Annotated in this window: 16 protein-coding genes; 14 read left to right on the top strand and 2 right to left on the bottom strand. The window is 59.4% G+C overall.

The window, feature by feature from the left end; genetic code table 11:
• Positions 1 to 11: 11 nt before the first annotated feature.
• From fabI to trpE, 6 genes are all read left to right on the top strand, one after another.
• Positions 12 to 818 (top strand): enoyl-ACP reductase FabI, encoded by an 807-nt coding sequence (gene fabI / locus ABJM03_RS10260; RefSeq protein ID WP_348417293.1) that lies wholly within the window; start codon positions 12 to 14, stop codon positions 816 to 818.
• A 12-nt stretch (positions 819 to 830) separates the two neighbouring features.
• Positions 831 to 1,433 carry a LysE family transporter gene (locus tag ABJM03_RS10255; RefSeq protein ID WP_348417292.1) on the top strand — a complete coding sequence of 201 codons (603 nt, stop codon included), beginning with the start codon at positions 831 to 833 and terminating at the stop codon, positions 1,431 to 1,433.
• 5 nt (positions 1,434 to 1,438) lie between these two features.
• Positions 1,439 to 1,960 (top strand): xanthine phosphoribosyltransferase, encoded by a 522-nt coding sequence (gene gpt, locus ABJM03_RS10250; protein WP_348417291.1) that lies wholly within the window; start codon positions 1,439 to 1,441, stop codon positions 1,958 to 1,960.
• A gap of 37 nt (positions 1,961 to 1,997) precedes the next feature.
• The gene (locus ABJM03_RS10245; protein WP_348417290.1) at positions 1,998 to 3,182 is read left to right on the top strand and encodes an aminotransferase; all 1,185 of its coding nucleotides are present in this window, start codon (positions 1,998 to 2,000) and stop codon (positions 3,180 to 3,182) included.
• A 67-nt stretch (positions 3,183 to 3,249) separates the two neighbouring features.
• Entirely contained in the window at positions 3,250 to 5,091 is a 1,842-nt protein-coding gene (locus ABJM03_RS10240; protein WP_348417289.1) for a peptidyl-prolyl cis-trans isomerase, read from the top strand.
• A gap of 1 nt (position 5,092) precedes the next feature.
• On the top strand, positions 5,093 to 6,604 hold the full coding sequence (trpE, locus tag ABJM03_RS10235) for an anthranilate synthase component I (protein WP_348417288.1): 1,512 nt from the start codon (positions 5,093 to 5,095) through the stop codon (positions 6,602 to 6,604).
• A gap of 63 nt (positions 6,605 to 6,667) precedes the next feature.
• Here the strand turns inward: trpE and ABJM03_RS10230 are convergent, their stop codons facing one another.
• Positions 6,668 to 8,365, bottom strand: a complete 1,698-nt coding sequence (locus tag ABJM03_RS10230; protein ID WP_348417287.1) for a divergent polysaccharide deacetylase family protein — start codon at positions 8,363 to 8,365, stop codon at positions 6,668 to 6,670.
• A gap of 183 nt (positions 8,366 to 8,548) precedes the next feature.
• Here ABJM03_RS10230 and ABJM03_RS10225 point away from each other — a divergent pair, with 183 nt between their 5' ends.
• The 7 genes from ABJM03_RS10225 to lexA all read left to right on the top strand — a co-directional run bounded on the left by ABJM03_RS10225 (position 8,549) and on the right by lexA (position 14,014).
• A complete protein-coding gene (locus ABJM03_RS10225; RefSeq protein WP_348417286.1) occupies positions 8,549 to 9,130 on the top strand; it encodes an aminodeoxychorismate/anthranilate synthase component II in 582 nt (193 codons plus the stop codon).
• Complete coding sequence (trpD, locus tag ABJM03_RS10220; RefSeq protein WP_348417285.1) at positions 9,127 to 10,143, top strand: anthranilate phosphoribosyltransferase; 1,017 nt, start codon at positions 9,127 to 9,129, stop codon at positions 10,141 to 10,143. The genes ABJM03_RS10225 and trpD overlap by 4 nt, the downstream gene beginning before the upstream one ends.
• Entirely contained in the window at positions 10,143 to 10,805 is a 663-nt protein-coding gene (locus ABJM03_RS10215; RefSeq protein ID WP_348417284.1) for a uracil-DNA glycosylase, read from the top strand. Before trpD ends, ABJM03_RS10215 begins: the two co-directional genes overlap by 1 nt.
• Positions 10,802 to 11,614 carry an indole-3-glycerol phosphate synthase TrpC gene (gene trpC, locus ABJM03_RS10210; protein WP_348417283.1) on the top strand — a complete coding sequence of 271 codons (813 nt, stop codon included), beginning with the start codon at positions 10,802 to 10,804 and terminating at the stop codon, positions 11,612 to 11,614. Before ABJM03_RS10215 ends, trpC begins: the two co-directional genes overlap by 4 nt.
• Positions 11,614 to 12,087 carry a cyclic pyranopterin monophosphate synthase MoaC gene (gene moaC / locus ABJM03_RS10205; RefSeq protein WP_348417282.1) on the top strand — a complete coding sequence of 158 codons (474 nt, stop codon included), beginning with the start codon at positions 11,614 to 11,616 and terminating at the stop codon, positions 12,085 to 12,087. Before trpC ends, moaC begins: the two co-directional genes overlap by 1 nt.
• Positions 12,084 to 13,256 carry a gephyrin-like molybdotransferase Glp gene (gene glp, locus ABJM03_RS10200; protein WP_348417281.1) on the top strand — a complete coding sequence of 391 codons (1,173 nt, stop codon included), beginning with the start codon at positions 12,084 to 12,086 and terminating at the stop codon, positions 13,254 to 13,256. Before moaC ends, glp begins: the two co-directional genes overlap by 4 nt.
• Positions 13,257 to 13,321: 65 nt before the next feature.
• Positions 13,322 to 14,014 (top strand): transcriptional repressor LexA, encoded by a 693-nt coding sequence (gene lexA / locus ABJM03_RS10195; protein ID WP_348417280.1) that lies wholly within the window; start codon positions 13,322 to 13,324, stop codon positions 14,012 to 14,014.
• Between the two features lie 43 nt (positions 14,015 to 14,057).
• On the opposite strand, the gene ABJM03_RS10190 is transcribed toward lexA, so the two are convergent.
• Positions 14,058 to 16,124 carry a ComEC/Rec2 family competence protein gene (locus ABJM03_RS10190; protein ID WP_348417279.1) on the bottom strand — a complete coding sequence of 689 codons (2,067 nt, stop codon included), beginning with the start codon at positions 16,122 to 16,124 and terminating at the stop codon, positions 14,058 to 14,060.
• Positions 16,125 to 16,252: 128 nt separating this feature from the next.
• Here ABJM03_RS10190 and gltX point away from each other — a divergent pair, with 128 nt between their 5' ends.
• Positions 16,253 to 17,653 carry a glutamate--tRNA ligase gene (gltX, locus tag ABJM03_RS10185; RefSeq protein WP_348417278.1) on the top strand — a complete coding sequence of 467 codons (1,401 nt, stop codon included), beginning with the start codon at positions 16,253 to 16,255 and terminating at the stop codon, positions 17,651 to 17,653.
• Positions 17,654 to 17,763: the final 110 nt, after the last annotated feature.

Below are 17,763 nucleotides of genomic sequence, written 5' to 3'. Positions count from 1 at the left end.
AGTATGCAGCGATGTCAAATAACCTGATGGCAGGCAAACGGGGGCTAATCATGGGATTGGCCAACGACAAATCAATTGCCTGGGGCATTGCAAAGCAATTGGCCGATGCAGGCGCAGAGCTTGCGTTTTCCTACCAGGGGGATGCCTTGAAAAAGCGGGTCGATCCGCTTGCCGCTCAATTGGGGTCCAACATCGTATTGCCCTGCGATGTCAGTGACGAAGCATCCATTGATGCGCTATTCGAAGGCTTGGCCGAGCAATGGGACAGTATGGACTTTATCGTCCATGCGATCGGCTTTTCGGACAAAAACGAACTGCGCGGCCGTTATGTCGATACAAGCCGCGCCAATTTCGCGCTTTCCATGGATATCTCGGTCTTTTCCTTCACATCCGTCGTCAAACGCGCCGAAAAGATGATGAAAAATGGCGGCTCTTGCCTGACCCTCACCTATTACGGTGCCGAAAAAGTCATGCCACATTATAATGTTATGGGCGTGGCCAAGGCCGCGCTTGAGGCCAGCGTTCAATACCTCGCCGAGGATCTGGGCAAGGACGGCATCCGCGTCAATGCGATCTCTGCCGGTCCGATCAAGACACTGGCCGCCTCTGGCATTGGTGATTTCCGCTATATCATGAAGTGGAACGAGCATAACTCGCCACTGCGCCGCAACGTGACCATCGACGAAGTCGGCAAATCCGCGCTGTTCTTGTTGTCCGATCTCGGCTCGGGAACGACAGGCGAGAACCTGCATGTGGATGCAGGCTACCACATTGTCGGTATGAAGGCCGTTGACGCGCCTGACATGTCCAAAGCCTAGGATGGCCCGGCGGTGACCTCGGCTCATCTAATCGCGTTTAACGCGGTGTTGATTGTCTCGATCCTGAGCCCGGGTGCCGCCTTTTTGATGGCTGTGCGCAGCTCTGTTGCGAACGGGCGACGCGCGGGCATCGCCACCGGTCTGGGCCTTGGCATTATGGCCAGCCTTTGGACGCTCGCGGCCTTGTTGGGGATGGATGCGGTATTTGCGCTGTTCCCATGGGCTTTTGCCACACTGAAGATCGGCGGCGCGCTCTATCTTATCTATCTCGCTATAAAAACGTGGCGGGGTGCCGCTGCCCCGTTGGGCAGCACCCCCAAAGCCGCCGGCCGCGCCTTTATTGGCGGTTTCCTGGTCAATCTGGGAAACCCGAAATCAGTGCTTTTTGCCGCCGCTGTGCTGGTGGTAATCTTTCCGCCGGACCTTGGCGCAGGTGAAATCGCCATTGTCACCTTGAATCATCTGGTACTCGAGGTGGTTTTCTACACCGCCTGTGCCTTTATCCTCACCGCGCCCGCTGCGCGCGCTCAATTCTTACGTGCCAAACCCGTCATCGACCGCACCGCCGCGGTGCTGCTTGGCGGGCTGGGCCTAAAACTTTTGCTACAAAGGTAAATCCTATGTCCGATACCCGTCTGCCCCATGAAAAGGGGTTTCACATCAGTTGGGACCAAATCCACCGCGATAGCCGCGCGTTGGCATGGCGTCTGGATGGCAAAGGCCCCGATGACGGAGGATGGCGCGCCGTTGTGGCGATCACCCGCGGCGGCATGGCCCCTGCGATGATTGTCGCCCGCGAACTGGATATCCGCACTGTGGATACGATTTCAATCGTCTCTTACCACTCGGGCGGCGGCAAAGCCGACCAGCGCCGCGAGGCAAAGGTGCTCAAGTCTCCTGATGCCGAAATGATGGGTGACGGCAGTGGTATCCTGATTATCGACGATCTGGTCGACAGCGGCAAAACCCTCGAACTGGTCCGCAAGATCTATCCCAAGGCCCATCTTGCCACTGTTTACGCCAAACCCGAAGGCGAGCCGATGGTAGATACCTTCATCACTGGCGTCAGCCAAGACACGTGGATCTTCTTCCCGTGGGATATGGCCTTGCAATACGTTGAACCCTACCGCGGCAAAGACTAAACCCGCATTTCCAAATTTCCCCGGACGGACCCCCATCATGAGAACATCGCGTACTTCCACAACCTTCCCGCCCCCCGTGATGGAGGCCCGTCGCTGGCTTGACGGGGTGGATTTCCCGCCCGAGCGCCCCCTCATCAACGTGAGCCAAGCCGCGCCGGTTGAACCGCCCCACCCCGACCTGCGTCAGGCCATGGCCGATGCGGTGCTGCAAGACGACAGCGCCCATCTTTATGGTCCGGTGCTGGGCAATGATGATCTACGCGCAGAGCTTGCCGCGCGGACATCGCGCATTTACGAGGGTAGCGTCACACCCGCGCAAATTTGCATCACCTCGGGCTGCAATCAGGCTTTCGCGGCGGCCATCGCCGCGCTTTGCGGTGAAGGGGACGAGGTGATCGTGCCGGTGCCATGGTATTTCAACCATAAAATGTGGCTTGATATGGCAGGAGCGACCGCTGTTCCGCTGACCTGCACCGCCGACATGACACCCGACCCACAGGCCGCGGCCGCGCTGATCACCCCGCGCACCCGTGCGATTGTGCTGATCACCCCCAACAACCCGACCGGAGCGGAATATCCCGACAGTCTGGTCACTGCGTTCTACGACCTTGCCCGCGCCCATGGTATCAAGTTGCTGGTGGATGAGACATACCGCGACTTCCACAGCCGCAGCGATGCGCCCCACAGTCTGTTCAGCCTCCCAGATTGGGATGAAACGCTGATCCACCTTTATTCCTTTTCCAAGGCATACCGCCTGACAGGACACCGCATGGGGGCGATGGCCGCCTCGCCCGCCCTGATGGCCCAAATTGAAAAGTTCCTTGATACCGTCGCCATCTGCCCTGCTCAGGTTGGTCAACATGCAGCCCTATGGGGGATGCAGAACCTTGATCAATGGCTGGCCGGCGAACGCGACGAAATTCTGCGCCGCCGCGCCGCGATCCAGACCGAGATGCCGCGCCTTGAGGCAAAGGGTTGGTCCTTGCTTGGCCTTGGTGGTTATTTTGCCTATTTGCGCCACCCCTTCGCGATGAGCAGTGCGCAGCTTGCACCGCTTTTGGTGCGCGAATTCGGGGTGTTGTGCCTGCCCGGGACAATGTTCTACCCCGATGATGCCACCGCTGGCGCATCCGAGCTGCGCATTGCCTTTGCCAATCTCGATGTCCCCGGGCTCAGCGCTCTCTTCGACCGCTTGCAAACAGTTGATCTGGCGCTCCGGTAGCGCCCTCTTGCCCCTATGCGGTCAAGTCCTTAGACAGTCATAAAACACCAAGCGGGAGCGCGAAGACATGGCAAAGAAATCAGGCGTCGGTAAAACCGCCATGTGGGGGCTTATGGGCCTGTTGTTTCTGGGTCTGGGCGGCTTTGGCGCGGTCAACCTGACGGGCAACATCCGTACCATCGGCACGGTTGGTGACAAATCCATTGATGTGGATACATACGCGCGCCAGATGCAGCAGGAACTCAACGCGATCAGCCAACAGACCGGATCGCCCATGAGCTTTCAGCAGGCGCAACAGCTGGGTCTGGATCGCGCAGTCCTGCAACGGATCATGCGCGACCGTGCATTGGATAACGAGGCCACCGAAATCGGCCTGTCAATTGGCGACGAAGAACTGCGCGAGCGCATCCTGCAAGTGCCCGCCTTTCAGGGTATCAACGGCGAATTCGATCGCGAAGGCTATGCCCAATCGTTACGTTCAGCCGGTTTGACCGAAGCCACCTTTGAAACGAGCCTGCGCGAAGAAGCAGCCCGCCAACTGCTGTCCGGTGCCATCATTAGTGGCGTCGAGATGCCCGCAGTTTACGCAGAAACTCTGGTAAGCTATGTCGGCGAAGAGCGTGACTTTACATGGGCCACGTTCGACGAAGCCGCCCTTGAGGCGGAAATCCCCACGCCTGATGCGGAAACGCTGCAAGCCTATTTCGACGAAAACGCCGACAGCTTTGTCCTACCCGCCACCAAGAAAATCACCTATGCGTGGCTGAACCCTTCCGACATCATTGATCAGGTCGAAATCCCCGAAGAAGACCTTCGTGCGGAATATGACGCACGGTCCGACCAATATAACCAACCCGAACGCCGTCTGGTCGAACGTCTTGTGTTTGCCGATCAGCAAAGCGCTGATCAGGCTGCTGCAGCGCTCGAAGTTGGAGGCACAACCTTTGAAGCACTGGTCGAAGAACGCGGCCTGTCGCTGCAAGATATTGATCTGGGCGATGTGACCGAGGCCTCCTTGGGGGCGGCCGGTGCGGACATCTTTGCAGCGCAAGCCGGCGACGTGACCGGTCCCGCAACCAGCAACCTTGGCCCCGCCCTGTTCCGCGTGAACGCGGTGCTGCCTGCGCAGAACATCACATTCGAGCAGGCCGAGCCTGAACTGCGCGACGCGCTTGTCGCAGACCGCGCGGTCCGTATCGTTGCAGCACAGGCAGAAGATCTTGACGACCGCCTTGCAGGTGGCGCAACCATCGAAGAGCTTGCCACCGAAAGCGACATGGTTCTGGGCCAGATTGACTGGACCACAGACAGCAGCCACGGCATTGCAGCTTACGAGGCCTTCCGCCAAGCAGCAGCAACCGTGAACGCCGGTGACTTCCCACAGATCGAAGAACTGGACGATGGCGGTATCGTTGCCCTTCGTCTGGACGAAGCCCTGGACGAGCGCCCTGCAACCTTTGACGATGTTGCCGATGAGGTGACCAAACGCTGGCACGAAGAGCAGGTCATCACCGCTCTGACAGCGCAGGCCGAGACAGCCAAACAAGCGCTTGAGGCTGGCAGCTCCCTTCCCGAACTGGGCCTGACCGCCCGCGAGGAAACCGATCAGATGCGCAGCGCCTTTATCGGCGGCACTCCGACCGGCTTTATGAATGAAGTATTCGAAATGGCCATCGGCGATATCCGCATCATAGAGGGCGAAACTTCAGTTGTTCTGGTACGTCTGGATGCGGTCAATGCTGCCGGCGACAGCGAAGAAGCCACTGCGCTTGTCGCCCAACTACGCACCCAGCAGAACGAAGCGCTGGCGCGGGGACTGTTCGACATCTTTGCCGATGACGCCCTGTTGCGCGCAGGCCAATCCATTGATCCAAACGCCATCAACGCCGTGAATGTGAATTTCCATTAAAATGAACCTTACACCTGCTTTTGACGCTTTCGAGGACCGCTATACTGCGGGCCACCATCAAGTTGTCTATACCCGCCTTGCCGCCGATCTCGACACGCCTGTCTCGCTTATGCTCAAGCTGGGCGGCGCTGCCGAGAATGCCTTTATGCTCGAATCCGTCACGGGCGGAGAGGTACGCGGGCGCTATTCCATCATCGGCATGAAGCCCGATCTGATCTGGCGCTGTCGTGGCACAACCTCCGAGGTCAACCGCACAGCGCGTTATGATGCAGACGCCTATACTGCCATGGATGGCAACCCGCTGGATGCTCTGCGCAGCCTGATCGCCGAAAGCAAGATTGATCTGCCCGCGGACCTGCCGCAATCAGCGGCGGGCCTGTTCGGCTATCTTGGCTATGACATGATCCGGCTGGTGGAACGCCTGCCCGACGTGAACCCCGATCCGCTGGGCTTGCCTGATGCGGTCATGCTGCGCCCGTCGGTGATTGCCGTGCTGGACGGTGTCAAAGGCGAAGTGACCGTTGTCTCCCCTGCTTGGGTCGTCCCCGGCCAATCCGCCCGCGCCGCATATGCCCAAGCGGCCGAGCGTGTGATGGATGCCGTGCGCGACCTTGATCGTAGCAACGCAGGCACCTCTCGTAATCTGGGCGAAGCCGCCCCCGTGCCTGAACCGGTCAGCAATTTCACCAAAGACGCGTATAAAGAGGCCGTTCTCAAGGCCAAGGAATATATCACCGCAGGCGATATTTTTCAGGTGGTGCCAAGCCAACGCTGGGCACAGGAATTTCCGCAGCCGCCCTTTGCACTATACCGGTCCTTACGGCGCACCAACCCCTCGCCGTTTATGTTCTATTTCAACTTTGGCGGCTTCCACGTGGTCGGTGCCAGCCCTGAAATCCTTGTGCGGGTCTTTGGCCAAGAGGTCACTATTCGCCCCATCGCGGGCACCCGACCACGCGGCAAAACCCCGGAAGAAGACCGCGCACTCGAAGCCGATCTGATGGCCGACAAGAAAGAACTGGCCGAGCACCTGATGCTATTTGATCTGGGTCGTAACGATGTGGGCCGCGTAGCCAAAATCGGCACTGTGCGCCCGACTGAGGAATTCATCGTCGAGCGGTATTCACATGTCATGCACATTGTCTCCAACGTGGTAGGCGAACTGCGCGAGGGCTGTGATGCGCTGGATGCCTTCTTTGCGGGGATGCCGGCAGGCACCGTATCCGGCGCGCCAAAGGTACGTGCGATGGAAATCATCGACGAGCTCGAGCCCGAGAAACGCGGCCTTTATGGCGGCGGCGTCGGCTATTTCAGCGCGGGCGGCGATATGGACATGTGCATTGCCCTACGCACGGCCGTGATCAAGGATGAAACCCTTTATATCCAAGCAGGCGGCGGCGTTGTCTATGACAGCGACCCCGAGGCCGAGTATATGGAGACAGTGCATAAATCCGGCGCCATCCGCCGTGCAGCCGAAGATGCCGCACGCTTTGATGACGGGAGCAACAGTTAAGGCGCGGCAAACGCCGCACCTTCTGATCCTTTTAATGTAGACAAAAACAGCTGTTGTCAGGGCTTAGCGTTGCGACAACAGCAGCGCCGATACAGGTGCCAATGCCACGGTGCCCGCGCGGTCGGCCAGCCCCCAGACCAAAAGCGCCTCGATCGTTTCGGGGCGCAGACGGCCCAGCATGATCACGCCACCCTCCTGCCCCGCCTTAAAGGCTGCCTGATCCAGAAAGCGCCGGATCACACGGGGCGTTTGGCCCTGACTGTCGAAATCCCGGAATACCGGAGCCGCAGGCACCCCTTCTTTCACCGCAAGCTTGGGCATCGAATTCAACCCCTTGCTTTGCGTAACAAGCCCGTGCCCGCTGGCGCGCAGGATCCCTGTGACCTGATCGGCCACGTCACGCGAGCTTTGCAGCCCCTCGCCCGTTCCCTCAATCACGCCAACCACTTCGGGCAGATCGTTCAGGGTCACCGCCAATGAAACCTCGGCATCCGTAGGCTGGGCCGCTTCGGGCAGGTCCAGCATGGCCAGCACTTCAAAGCCTTCGGTGCGGTAACGTGCCATCCGCTCAGCCGCATCCGGCAAGGACGCGTTTACTGCAAAACTGATCGGATAGGGAAAGCTGGACAAGGCGGGCAAGCCGATCTCGGCAGCATCAAGATCGCCACCGCCATCAATCAGCACAATGCTCATCAGCGGTTTGCCTTCGGGGTTCTGGAACGGCTGCGCATAACGCTGCACAGGAGGTAGCGCGGAAGGATCGGTTGGCGTTGTTCGGTTGATGCTTTCGATAGGTGCGCTCTCTGCCTCGGACGGGGAGCGGATCAAAGAGCTGGCAGGTGTGCCGACGCGCGGGCGCGCATCATTGCCCAATGTGACAACCCGCGCGCCGGGAACATCTGATACCCTCGCGCCGGGGGTCTCTACGATGCGGGGTAACGGTGCAGGGTCAAGCGGTGTGACCTCCTCCGGTGTCTGGTCTATCGGAGCCGGATCAACTGGTGCCAGATCACTGATTTCGATCTCTTCATCTGGCACCTGCGATTCTGCTTGCGATGCCTCGGGCACTGGCGAAGTCGCGGGCGCTTCAGGCACGACGGCTGTGATCACTTCATTTTCTTCAACATCTTCAACAGGCAACGCGGGTGCGCTTGCTTGCTCGGCGATTTCCGCATCTGCGCCGCCATCAGGAATCATCGGTGCCAACGCCTGTGGGTTAGGCAAAACAGGATCGGTTTCACCAATTTGCGCCGCTTGCGTTTCAGGCAGCGCATCGGGGGCTGGAAGCTCTTCGATGTCTCCTGTGCTCGGCTGTGCCGGCAATGGTTCGGGCTGTTGCGGAGCCGCATCGGCGGTCTCGCTCTCCAACACTTCCAACGGCACAGGGCGCGGGGCAAGTGGGGCTGCCTGCTCAGACGGTGCTGTCGCGGGGGCATCATTCAACAATGCTGTTTGTTCCGGCCGCTCAAGATCGGTCGCCACCTGAGGTGACTGGGCCGCCGGCATTGGCTCGATCGGCAAACTCTGCTCAAGCGGGGCGCTTGGCGTAACTGGGGGCTGGTCGGGAAGTGCTGCGTCATCATCCCGTGTGACAATGGCCTCTACCTGAGGCACCGCTGCTTCCGGTGGGGCGACGCCCTCTGCTGTGCCGATCTGCGGAGCCGGAGAGGGTTGTATCGGTACCAAAACCGAAATCACGCCTGCTGCCCCGATGCTAAATACCGCACCAAGAGCTATTCCGCTCAAAACACCCTGTGCCATGGCTGCTTTTTCCTTGTCCTGTTACATGCCGTTCACGAAGTTACGAGCTATTAAGCACCCGTTTTTTACCCGATCCGGCGGCCCTGCCTCTTGACGATTGCCCCCAAGACTGACCATCTACCCTCCATATCTATACACGTCCACCGCCCTCATTCTCCAGTCCTAATACGAAGATTGCCCAAGATGCTCCTGCTGATCGATAACTATGACAGTTTCACTTATAATCTGGTGCACTATCTGGGCGGCCTTGGCGCGCAGATGGAGATCCGCCGCAATGACACGCTAAGCGTCGATGATGCACTGGCCATGCGCCCCTCGGGCATCGTGTTGTCACCGGGTCCTTGCGATCCGGCACAGGCAGGCATTTGCCTTGGCCTGACACGGGCTGCCGCTGACGCGGGCATCCCCTTGTTGGGGGTTTGTCTGGGCCACCAGACCATCGGCGAAGCCTTTGGCGGCAAGGTCGTGCGCGCAGATGAGATTGTGCACGGTAAAATGGGCCAGATGCACCACACTGGCAAAGGCGTTTTTGCCGGTCTTCCCAATCCCTTCCAAGCAACCCGCTACCACTCCCTCACCGTTGAGCGGAGCAGCCTGCCCGATTGTCTTGAAATAACCGCCGACCTCGAAGACGGCACGATTATGGGCCTGCAACACCGCGAATTGCCCATCCATGGCGTACAATTCCACCCCGAATCGATCCGCTCCGAGCACGGTCATGCCTTGCTGGCAAACTTCCTCAAAGAGGTGAAAGAGCCGGCATGAGTGAACGTCTCAAACCGCTGATTGATGCGGCGGCCAACGGCCCGCTGACCCGCACGCAGGCCGAGGAAGCCTTTGGCATCCTATTTGACGGGGAAGCCACCCCCAGCCAGATCGGCGGGTTTTTGATGGCGCTGCGCACACGTGGCGAGACGGTGGATGAATATGCCGCCGCCGCCGCCGTGATGCGCGCCAAATGCACCCCTGTGAATGCCCCCGAGGGCGCAATGGATATTGTCGGCACCGGCGGTGACGGCAAAGGCACGCTCAATATTTCAACCGCGACGGCCTTTGTTGTCGCTGGCGCAGGTGTTGTTGTGGCCAAACACGGCAACCGCAACCTCAGCTCGAAATCCGGCGCGGCAGATGCCTTGACGCAGATGGGCCTAAACACAATGGTCGGCGCGCCCGTGGTGGAACGGGCCCTGAACGAGGCGGGTATCGGATTTATGATGGCGCCCATGCACCATCCCGCCATCGCCCATGTCATGCCCACACGGGCCGAGCTGGGCACGCGCACGATCTTTAACATTCTTGGCCCGCTGACCAACCCTGCGGGCGTCAAACGCCAACTCACCGGCACCTATCTGCGAAGCCTCACCCGCCCTATGGCCGAAACGCTGTTGGCCTTGGGGTCCGAGGCAGCATGGCTTGTGCATGGCTCGGATGGCACGGACGAGCTGACCATCACCGGTGTAAGCTGGGTCAGCGCGCTCAAGGATGGCACCATCACCGACATGGAAATCCACCCCGAAGACGCTGGCCTGCCTGTGCATCCGTTCAAGGACATCATCGGCGGCACACCTGAAGAAAATGCCGTGGCCTTTAACGCGCTTCTGGATGGTACGCCCTCTGCCTATCGCGACGCTGTATTGCTGAATTCGGCCGCAGCGTTGGTGGTTGCGGATAAGGCCCCGGACCTGAAATCAGGTGTCGAAATGGCCCGTACCAGTATCGATTCCGGTGCCGCACGGGACAAGATCACTGCCGTTGCACGAATCACTCAAGAAGGGTGATGTTCGATCTCAGCCGTTTGGGCGCATGGGCTGCGCTGCCTTTCTTTAACGACACGCTGCCCGCGATCCAGACGAACCTAAGCACAGAAACCCGCAACATCCTGCCCCCTGCCCATCTTGTGTTCAACGCGCTGGAGCAGGTGCAACCGGACGATGTGCGCGTCGTCATCCTTGGACAGGATCCCTACCATACCCCCGGCAAGGCGCATGGGTTGGCTTTCTCCATCACCGATGAGTTCGGCGGCAAGCTTGATAGCCTCGGGAATATCTTCAAAGAGCTTGAAAGCGACCTTGGCCTATCACGCCGCACAACCCAGTTAGACGATTGGGCCGCTCAGGGTGTGCTGTTGCTCAATACGATCCTGACCGTACCCGAAGCCACTCCGAAGGGGCATGCCAATCTGGGATGGCAAAGCTTGCCTGACCAGATATTCGCACGTCTGGCCGATCAGCCACGCGCCTATCTGCTGTGGGGTGGCCCTGCGCAAAAGGCTGCCCGCGCTGTTGACCCGCAAAGCAATCTAAAACTCGAGACCCCGCACCCTTCGCCCCTATCCGCATATCGAGGCTTCTTTGGCTCGCGCCCCTTCAGCCAGACCAATGCGTGGTTGCGCAGCCGAGGGCATCCCGCCATAAACTGGGGCGACCCGGAGGATTTATGACACAGACCATTCTCGACAAGATCAAAACATACAAGCTGGAAGAAATTGCCGCTGATAAAGCTGCGGTGCCCCTCGAAGAGGTCGAGGCGATGGCCGCTACTGCCCCACCGGCTCGCCCCTTTGCCCAGATGTTGTTTGACGCGACCAAGGAAGGCTATGGCCTGATCGCCGAGATCAAAAAAGCCAGCCCCTCAAAAGGTCTGATCCGTCCTGATTTCGAACCTGCGGAGCTTGCCAAGGCTTACGCCGCCGGCGGTGCGACCTGTTTGTCTGTTCTGACCGACACGCCCAGCTTTCAGGGAGCCAAGCAGTTTCTGGTGGATGCCCGCGCGGCCTGTGATCTGCCGATCCTGCGCAAGGATTTCATGTATGATACCTATCAAGTGGCCGAGGCCCGCAGCCTTGGGGCCGATTGTATCCTGATCATCATGGCGTCTGTATCAGACGCCCAAGCGGCCGAGCTGGAAGATGCGGCGGCCCATTACGGTATGGACGCGCTGATCGAGACCCATAACCAAGAAGAGCTAGAGCGCGCCCTGATGCTCAAGTCGCGTTTGATCGGGATCAATAACCGCAATCTCAACACCTTCGAGACATCGCTGGATGTGACCCGCACCCTGTCCAAACACATTCCCGGAGAGCGGATGATTGTCTGTGAAAGCGGCCTGAACTCTCCCGAGGATCTGAGCGACATGGCGCTTTATGGCGCGCGCAGCTTCCTTATTGGTGAAAGCCTGATGCGGCAGGAAGATGTGGCCGCCGCCACCCGCCATCTGCTCGCAAACCCACTGCGCGCAGGAGGCATGTAATGGCCCTTACCCATTTTGACGGCGATGGCCACGCGCATATGGTTGATGTATCGGAAAAGGCAGTAACATCGCGTATTGCCACCGCCGAAAATCACATCAAGATGCAGCAAGAAACCTTTGATATCATTACCGAAGGCCGCGCCAAGAAGGGGGATGTTCTGGGGGTGGCCCGCCTTGCCGGCATTATGGCTGCCAAACAGACTTCAAACCTCATTCCGCTGTGCCACCCGCTGCCGATCACCTCTGTTTCCGTCGATCTGGTGCCGGACCCCGATCTGCCCGGCATCCGCATTACGGCCACGGTGAAAACCACCGGCCAAACCGGTGTCGAGATGGAGGCGCTCACCGCGGCCTCGGTCACCGCCTTGACTGTCTATGACATGAGCAAAGCTGTCGATAAGACGATGGAAATCGGGGGCCTGCGCGTCACGCTCAAGGATGGCGGCAAATCAGGCCGCCACACGCACCCATGATCCCCGTTGCCCAAGCGCTTGAGGGGCTTTTTGCCCTCACACGGGTCATGGATATCGAAGAAGTCCCCCTGCGCCACGCCGCCGGTCGCGTGCTGGCGCAGACGGTCACTGCACAGCGCACCCAGCCGCCTTTTGCCGCATCTTCAATGGATGGCTACGCCCTGCGCCGCGCCGAGGTCGAACCGGATGCCATGTTCAAGGTCATTGGCGAAGCCGCTGCCGGTCACCGTTTTGACGGGATCGTAAAGGCAGGCCAAGCGGCACGCATTTTCACAGGCGCGCCTGTGCCCGAGGGTGCCGATTTCGTGGTCATCCAAGAAGATGTCACCCGCCGTGGCAATCTGATTACGCTGGGCCATAACATCGGTGACAAGGATAATATCCGCCCCGCCGGTGGTGATTTCATGCAAGGCACCCCAATGGCTGCGCCACGTCGCCTGCGCCCTGCCGATATCGCGCTGCTTGCCTCGATGAATATCGCCCGCGTGCCTGTTTACCGCAAACCTGTGGTCGCAATCCTTGCCACCGGTGACGAGCTGGTCCAACCCGGCGAGACCCCGCGCGAGGACCAGATCATCGCCTCCAACAGCTACGGCCTTGCTGCCATGCTGGATGGGTTGGGGGCAGAGACACGGCTCTTGCCTATTGCAGCTGACACTGCACCCGCGCTCATGCGGAGCTTTGAGCTGGCTCAGGGGGCTGATTTGATTGTGACCATCGGAGGTGCCTCTGTGGGCGACCATGATCTGGTCGCGCCTGTCGCCGCCGAAATGGGCATGGAGCAATCATTTTACAAAGTTGCCATGCGCCCTGGCAAACCTCTGATGGCGGGCCGTCTAGGCACATCCGCAATGATTGGCCTGCCGGGCAATCCGGTATCCGCCATGGTATGCGGTACGGTATTTGTGGCCCCGATGATCCGTGCCATGCTTGGGCTTGGCCAGAATGCGGCCCCGCGCATAACCGCCCCATTGGCGCAGGATATTCCCGCCAACGGCCCGCGCGAACATTACCAGCGCGCCACCATCACCGATGGGGCAATTACGCCCGAGGCTCGTCAGGACAGCTCGCTCTTGTCGGTGCTGGCTGGTGCCAACGCCCTACTGGTGCGCCCGCCTCATGATCCGGCAAAACCCGCAGGTACACTTGTCGAGGCCATTAATCTTTGATCCATTGACACAAAACAAGAACGTCCCTAGAACAAAATGTGATACAACAGGTAAGGGATGTGCACGTGCTGACGAAAAAACAACTCGATTTACTGGCGTTTATTCACAAACGGGTGCAGCGCGACGGCGTCCCGCCCAGCTTTGATGAAATGAAAGAGGCGCTTGATCTGCGCTCCAAATCCGGCATTCACCGCCTGATTACCGCTTTGGAAGAACGTGGGTTTATCCGCCGTCTGGCCCACCGCGCCCGTGCCATCGAAGTTGTGAAGCTGCCCGACAGCATAAGCGGAGCGGGTTTCAAGCCCCGCGTGATTGAAGGCGACCTGCCAGATACCCCGCCCCCCGCAGCCACCCTGCCCGTCACAACGGTCGAGGCAACAGAACTCCCCGTTATGGGCAAGATCGCTGCCGGTGTCCCTATAGAGGCGATCAATCAACGCTCCCACGGGGTGACGGTGCCCAATGGGATGCTAAGCGGCGCAGGTGAGCATTATGCCCTCGAAGTCAAAGGCGATTCCATGATCGAGGCCGGCATCAATGACGGCGATGTAGTCATCATCCGCGAAACCGCCGTGGCTGACGATGGCGATATCATCGTGGCCCTTGTCGAAGACCATGAAGCCACGCTGAAACGCTTTAAGCGTAAAGGCGCGGCCATCGCCCTCGAGGCGGCCAACCCTGCCTATGAAACCCGCGTCCTGCCAGCGGATCAGGTGAAGGTACAAGGGCGCCTCGTTGGTTTGATCCGCTCATATTGATCGACTTATGCCATGCCGCGGCCGGATGCGGCGGCATGGCATGCTAGGATCCCCCTTTTGTCGAGGGGTCCGGTTCGGCCTGCGCCATAACCGATTGTTTTTTATCCGGCCAACGGGTCCAAAGCCGATCACCGGTGATGTCGCGCGCAGTGTGCAGGATCACCGGCCCTTGCGGGCCAGCGCTTAGCGCAAGCGCGCCGGTATATCTGAGTGTATCGGGATCATGTACCACACAAGGCAAGTTTCGCTGAGCCAGTGGCACAGAGCTAACCACGACCTGCCCCTCGCGGCATCCGTCAAACGCCGCCACGGCGCGTTTTCCCGATAGGTGAATAACATCACCGCTGCCATCCCAACGTGCATTTGCGCTGAATTGGTCCTGCCCGTCCCCGTCATTTTCCAACCAGTTACGTGCTGCAAACCCTGCGCCGCGTTGTTTGCTGAGTGCGCGACCTTCCGGCGTCATTATTCCGACAAGTGTCCCGCTGTCCGAGATCAACACATCCGGGCGCTGAGTGCCGGACCACAACACAAACGCCCCCGCCATTGCCACAGCGCCTCCCCAACGCAGACGTCCCCGCCACAACAGTAAGGTAAGAAACCCCAGCGCAAGCAGCGGCAGCACCGCCGCGTTCGGCCCTATGACATAGCTGCGCGCCTGCGGTAGCTGTGCCACAAAATGCGCGACGCCTAAAATCCATTTGACGCCAAAGCTCATGATCCAAAGGCCAACAACCTCCAGCCCGAAAGGCGCCAGCGCCGCCGCGACGACCGCCGCAGGGATAACAAGTGCCCCCATCAACGGCACAGAGGCCAGATTGGCGAGCAACCCGTATTGCGCTACCGCGTTAAAATGCGCCGCTGCGATCGGAGCCGTGGCAAAACCGGCAACCGCCGAGGAAATGACCACCGCCACCACTGGCTGTAGCCACGTCGGCCCGATCTTGACCTGACCGTCACGCATCCAACCAAAGACAGCCACCAGCGCAGTGGTGGCAGCAAATGACATCTGGAACCCCGGCCCCATCAGCGCCTCGGGACGCAGGACCAAAACAATTATCGCCGCAATCGCCACGCCGCGCAGGCTGATTGCGCGGCGGTTGATCATCAGCGCACAAAGAGCCACAGCCACCATCACAAAAGCGCGCTGTGTAGCGACATTTCCCCCCGACAAAGCCAGATATATCGCCGCCGCAATCAACGCACCTACCGCCGCGATGCTGCGCGCAGGCACCCGAAGTGCCAATGGCGGCACCAGCGCAATCGCAATGCGCAACGTTGCGAAAACAACCCCTGACATCAGCCCCATATGAAGGCCCGAGATGGCCAGCAAATGCGCCAGATTGCTGGCACGCAAATCATCCAGCGCCCCCTGACTGATCGCAGAACGGTCACCTGTGGTAATCGCAGCTGCAAACCCACCGGCATCTCCTCCCAGCACCTGCTGGATGCGCGCAGTGGCCGCCATACGCAGCCTGAAAACCCCAAGGCCGCTCGCAGGCTCGGACGCGCCCATTAACGGCGTTCGCGCATAACCGACCGCACCCAGCCTTGCGAACCATGCGTGGCGCTGGAAATCGAATCCCCCCGGCTCGACCGGACCGGAGGGAGGCGACAAATGGCCAGTCACCATCACCCGCAAACCCGGCTCAACCGCGATATCGGCGCTGCGATCTGAATGTAGCGAAATACGCACCCGCTGTGGTGTCTTATGTGGTGCCACGCGGTCCAGCTTTACATGATCAAGCGTCAGGCGCAGCGCGTCGGACTGGCTCCGGTCGATGGCAACAATACGCCCCTCAATCGCACCGTAATACCGGAACTCAAGCACAGGCCCTGCCACGTAATGCGCACGCGCAGAGGTCAGCAAAAAACCTGCACACATCAAAGCGAAAGCCAATGCAATAGGGCGAACCGTTTCAGGCGCAATGCGGGTCAGGCAGCCTAAGACAAATCCGGTGCCCCCAACCCGTGCAAGCCCCATAGGCGAAGGTTCAAAACCCAGCTGAAAATAAATTCCGATCCCGATGGCCAGACAGACAGGAACCCAACCGAACAGCGCGCCGCGTTGGGCGCGCATCATGTCGGCAAGTAATTGCATTGCACCCATTACTTGCCCCCATTCGTTGCACTGGATAAACAGACCCGAACCTTAGGCCTTGCGTGGTTACCAAAGGGTAAAAATGACCCAAGCGTTAACGCAACTGCCTGCCAGAACACCCCCGAAAGGACCGCCCCATGTGCGCCGACATCGTCACCCGCTTTGCCCCGTCTCCCACCGGATTTCTTCATATTGGTGGCGCGCGCACTGCGCTGTTTAACTGGCTCTATGCGCGCGGGCGGGGCGGTAAATTCCTGCTGCGGATCGAGGACACGGACCGCGCGCGCCACACGCCCGAAGCAACCGAGGCGATTCTGGAAGGCATGGCGTGGCTGGGCCTTGACCATGACGGCGAGATTGTCAGCCAGCACGAAATGGCCCCCCGCCATGTAGAAGTGGCCAATGCCCTGCTGGAAAAAGGCGCGGCATTCAAATGTTTCGCAACCCAGGAGGAAATTGAAGCCTTCCGCGAAACCGCCCGTGCCGAGGGCCGCAGCACGCTCTACCGCTCGCCGTGGCGCGACGCGGATGCTGGCACCCACCCCGATGCGCCCTTTGTTATTCGCATCAAAGCGCCCGATGGCGGCCAGACCGTTATCCGCGATGCGGTGCAAGGCGATGTGACCATTGATAATGCACAGCTTGACGACATGATCCTGCTACGCTCGGATGGCTCTCCGGTTTATATGCTGGCCGTGGTGGTAGACGATCACGATATGGGCGTCACACATGTCATTCGCGGCGATGACCACCTGAACAATGCGGCCCGCCAGATGATGATCTATCACGGCATGGGTTGGGACGTACCGGTTTGGGCGCATATTCCGCTGATCCACGGGTCCGACGGCAAAAAACTGTCTAAACGTCACGGCGCATTGGGCGCACAAGAATACCGCGCCATGGGCTACCCCGCCGCAGGCATGCGGAATTATCTGGCCCGCCTCGGCTGGAGCCACGGCGACGATGAATTCTTTACCGATGCTCAGGCACAAGAATGGTTCGATATCGACGGCATCCGCAAAAGCCCCGCACAATTCGACCTCAAGAAGCTCGAAAACATCTGTGGGCAGCATATCGCAGCCGCAGATGACGCTACGTTGCGGCACGAAGTTGAGCAATATTTGGAAGCAGCAGGCCTGCCTGCGTTCACATCTGTGCAATCTGATGCATTAGAAAAGGCGTTGTATTGCCTCAAAGAACGCGCGAAGATATTCCCCGAACTTATTGAAAAAGCTCACTTTGCCCTGACCTCACGTCCGATCCAACCCGATGAGAAAGCAGCCAAGGCTCTCGATTCGGTATCCCGTGGTATACTAGGCGAATTGACCCCACAGTTGCGAGATGTTAGCTGGGACAGAGAAACGCTTGAGGAGGTACTCAACGGCTTTGCTGCCGCGAAAGATACCAAATTCGGCAAGCTGGCCGGGCCGCTTCGTGCAGCCCTTGCCGGCCGCGCTGTGACCCCTTCGGTGTTTGACATGATGCTGGTGCTAGGCCGTGAAGAAAGCCTTGCCCGCCTAAGCGACGCTGCATCCTGAGACAGTCATAAACCTGTCATTAAGGGTGCGCTAATAGTAAGAACCGGATGCGCAGACACGTGTTTACGCACTGCAGGGGCAAAACGCCTTTTGTAACCAACCTATAAGGG

Origin of the sequence: Sulfitobacter sp., from assembly GCF_039977885.1 — a bacterium.
Lineage (GTDB): Bacteria > Pseudomonadota > Alphaproteobacteria > Rhodobacterales > Rhodobacteraceae > Sulfitobacter.
This window is presented reverse-complemented; position numbering and strand designations above follow the sequence as displayed.

Excerpts from the sequence above, each read along its gene's own strand:
- trpC (WP_348417283.1), top strand. The coding sequence starts at position 10,802 with ATGACACAGACCATTCTCGACAAGATCAAAACATACAAGCTGGAAGAA.
- trpD (WP_348417285.1), top strand. The coding sequence starts at position 9,127 with ATGAGTGAACGTCTCAAACCGCTGATTGATGCGGCGGCCAACGGCCCG.
- moaC (WP_348417282.1), top strand. The coding sequence starts at position 11,614 with ATGGCCCTTACCCATTTTGACGGCGATGGCCACGCGCATATGGTTGAT.
- ABJM03_RS10230 (WP_348417287.1), bottom strand. The coding sequence starts at position 8,365 with ATGGCACAGGGTGTTTTGAGCGGAATAGCTCTTGGTGCGGTATTTAGC.
- trpE (WP_348417288.1), top strand. The coding sequence starts at position 5,093 with ATGAACCTTACACCTGCTTTTGACGCTTTCGAGGACCGCTATACTGCG.
- gltX (WP_348417278.1), top strand. The coding sequence starts at position 16,253 with ATGTGCGCCGACATCGTCACCCGCTTTGCCCCGTCTCCCACCGGATTT.
- ABJM03_RS10225 (WP_348417286.1), top strand. The coding sequence starts at position 8,549 with ATGCTCCTGCTGATCGATAACTATGACAGTTTCACTTATAATCTGGTG.
- glp (WP_348417281.1), top strand. The coding sequence starts at position 12,084 with ATGATCCCCGTTGCCCAAGCGCTTGAGGGGCTTTTTGCCCTCACACGG.
- fabI (WP_348417293.1), top strand. The coding sequence starts at position 12 with ATGTCAAATAACCTGATGGCAGGCAAACGGGGGCTAATCATGGGATTG.
- ABJM03_RS10240 (WP_348417289.1), top strand. The coding sequence starts at position 3,250 with ATGGCAAAGAAATCAGGCGTCGGTAAAACCGCCATGTGGGGGCTTATG.
- ABJM03_RS10190 (WP_348417279.1), bottom strand. The coding sequence starts at position 16,124 with ATGGGTGCAATGCAATTACTTGCCGACATGATGCGCGCCCAACGCGGC.
- ABJM03_RS10215 (WP_348417284.1), top strand. The coding sequence starts at position 10,143 with ATGTTCGATCTCAGCCGTTTGGGCGCATGGGCTGCGCTGCCTTTCTTT.
- ABJM03_RS10245 (WP_348417290.1), top strand. The coding sequence starts at position 1,998 with ATGAGAACATCGCGTACTTCCACAACCTTCCCGCCCCCCGTGATGGAG.
- gpt (WP_348417291.1), top strand. The coding sequence starts at position 1,439 with ATGTCCGATACCCGTCTGCCCCATGAAAAGGGGTTTCACATCAGTTGG.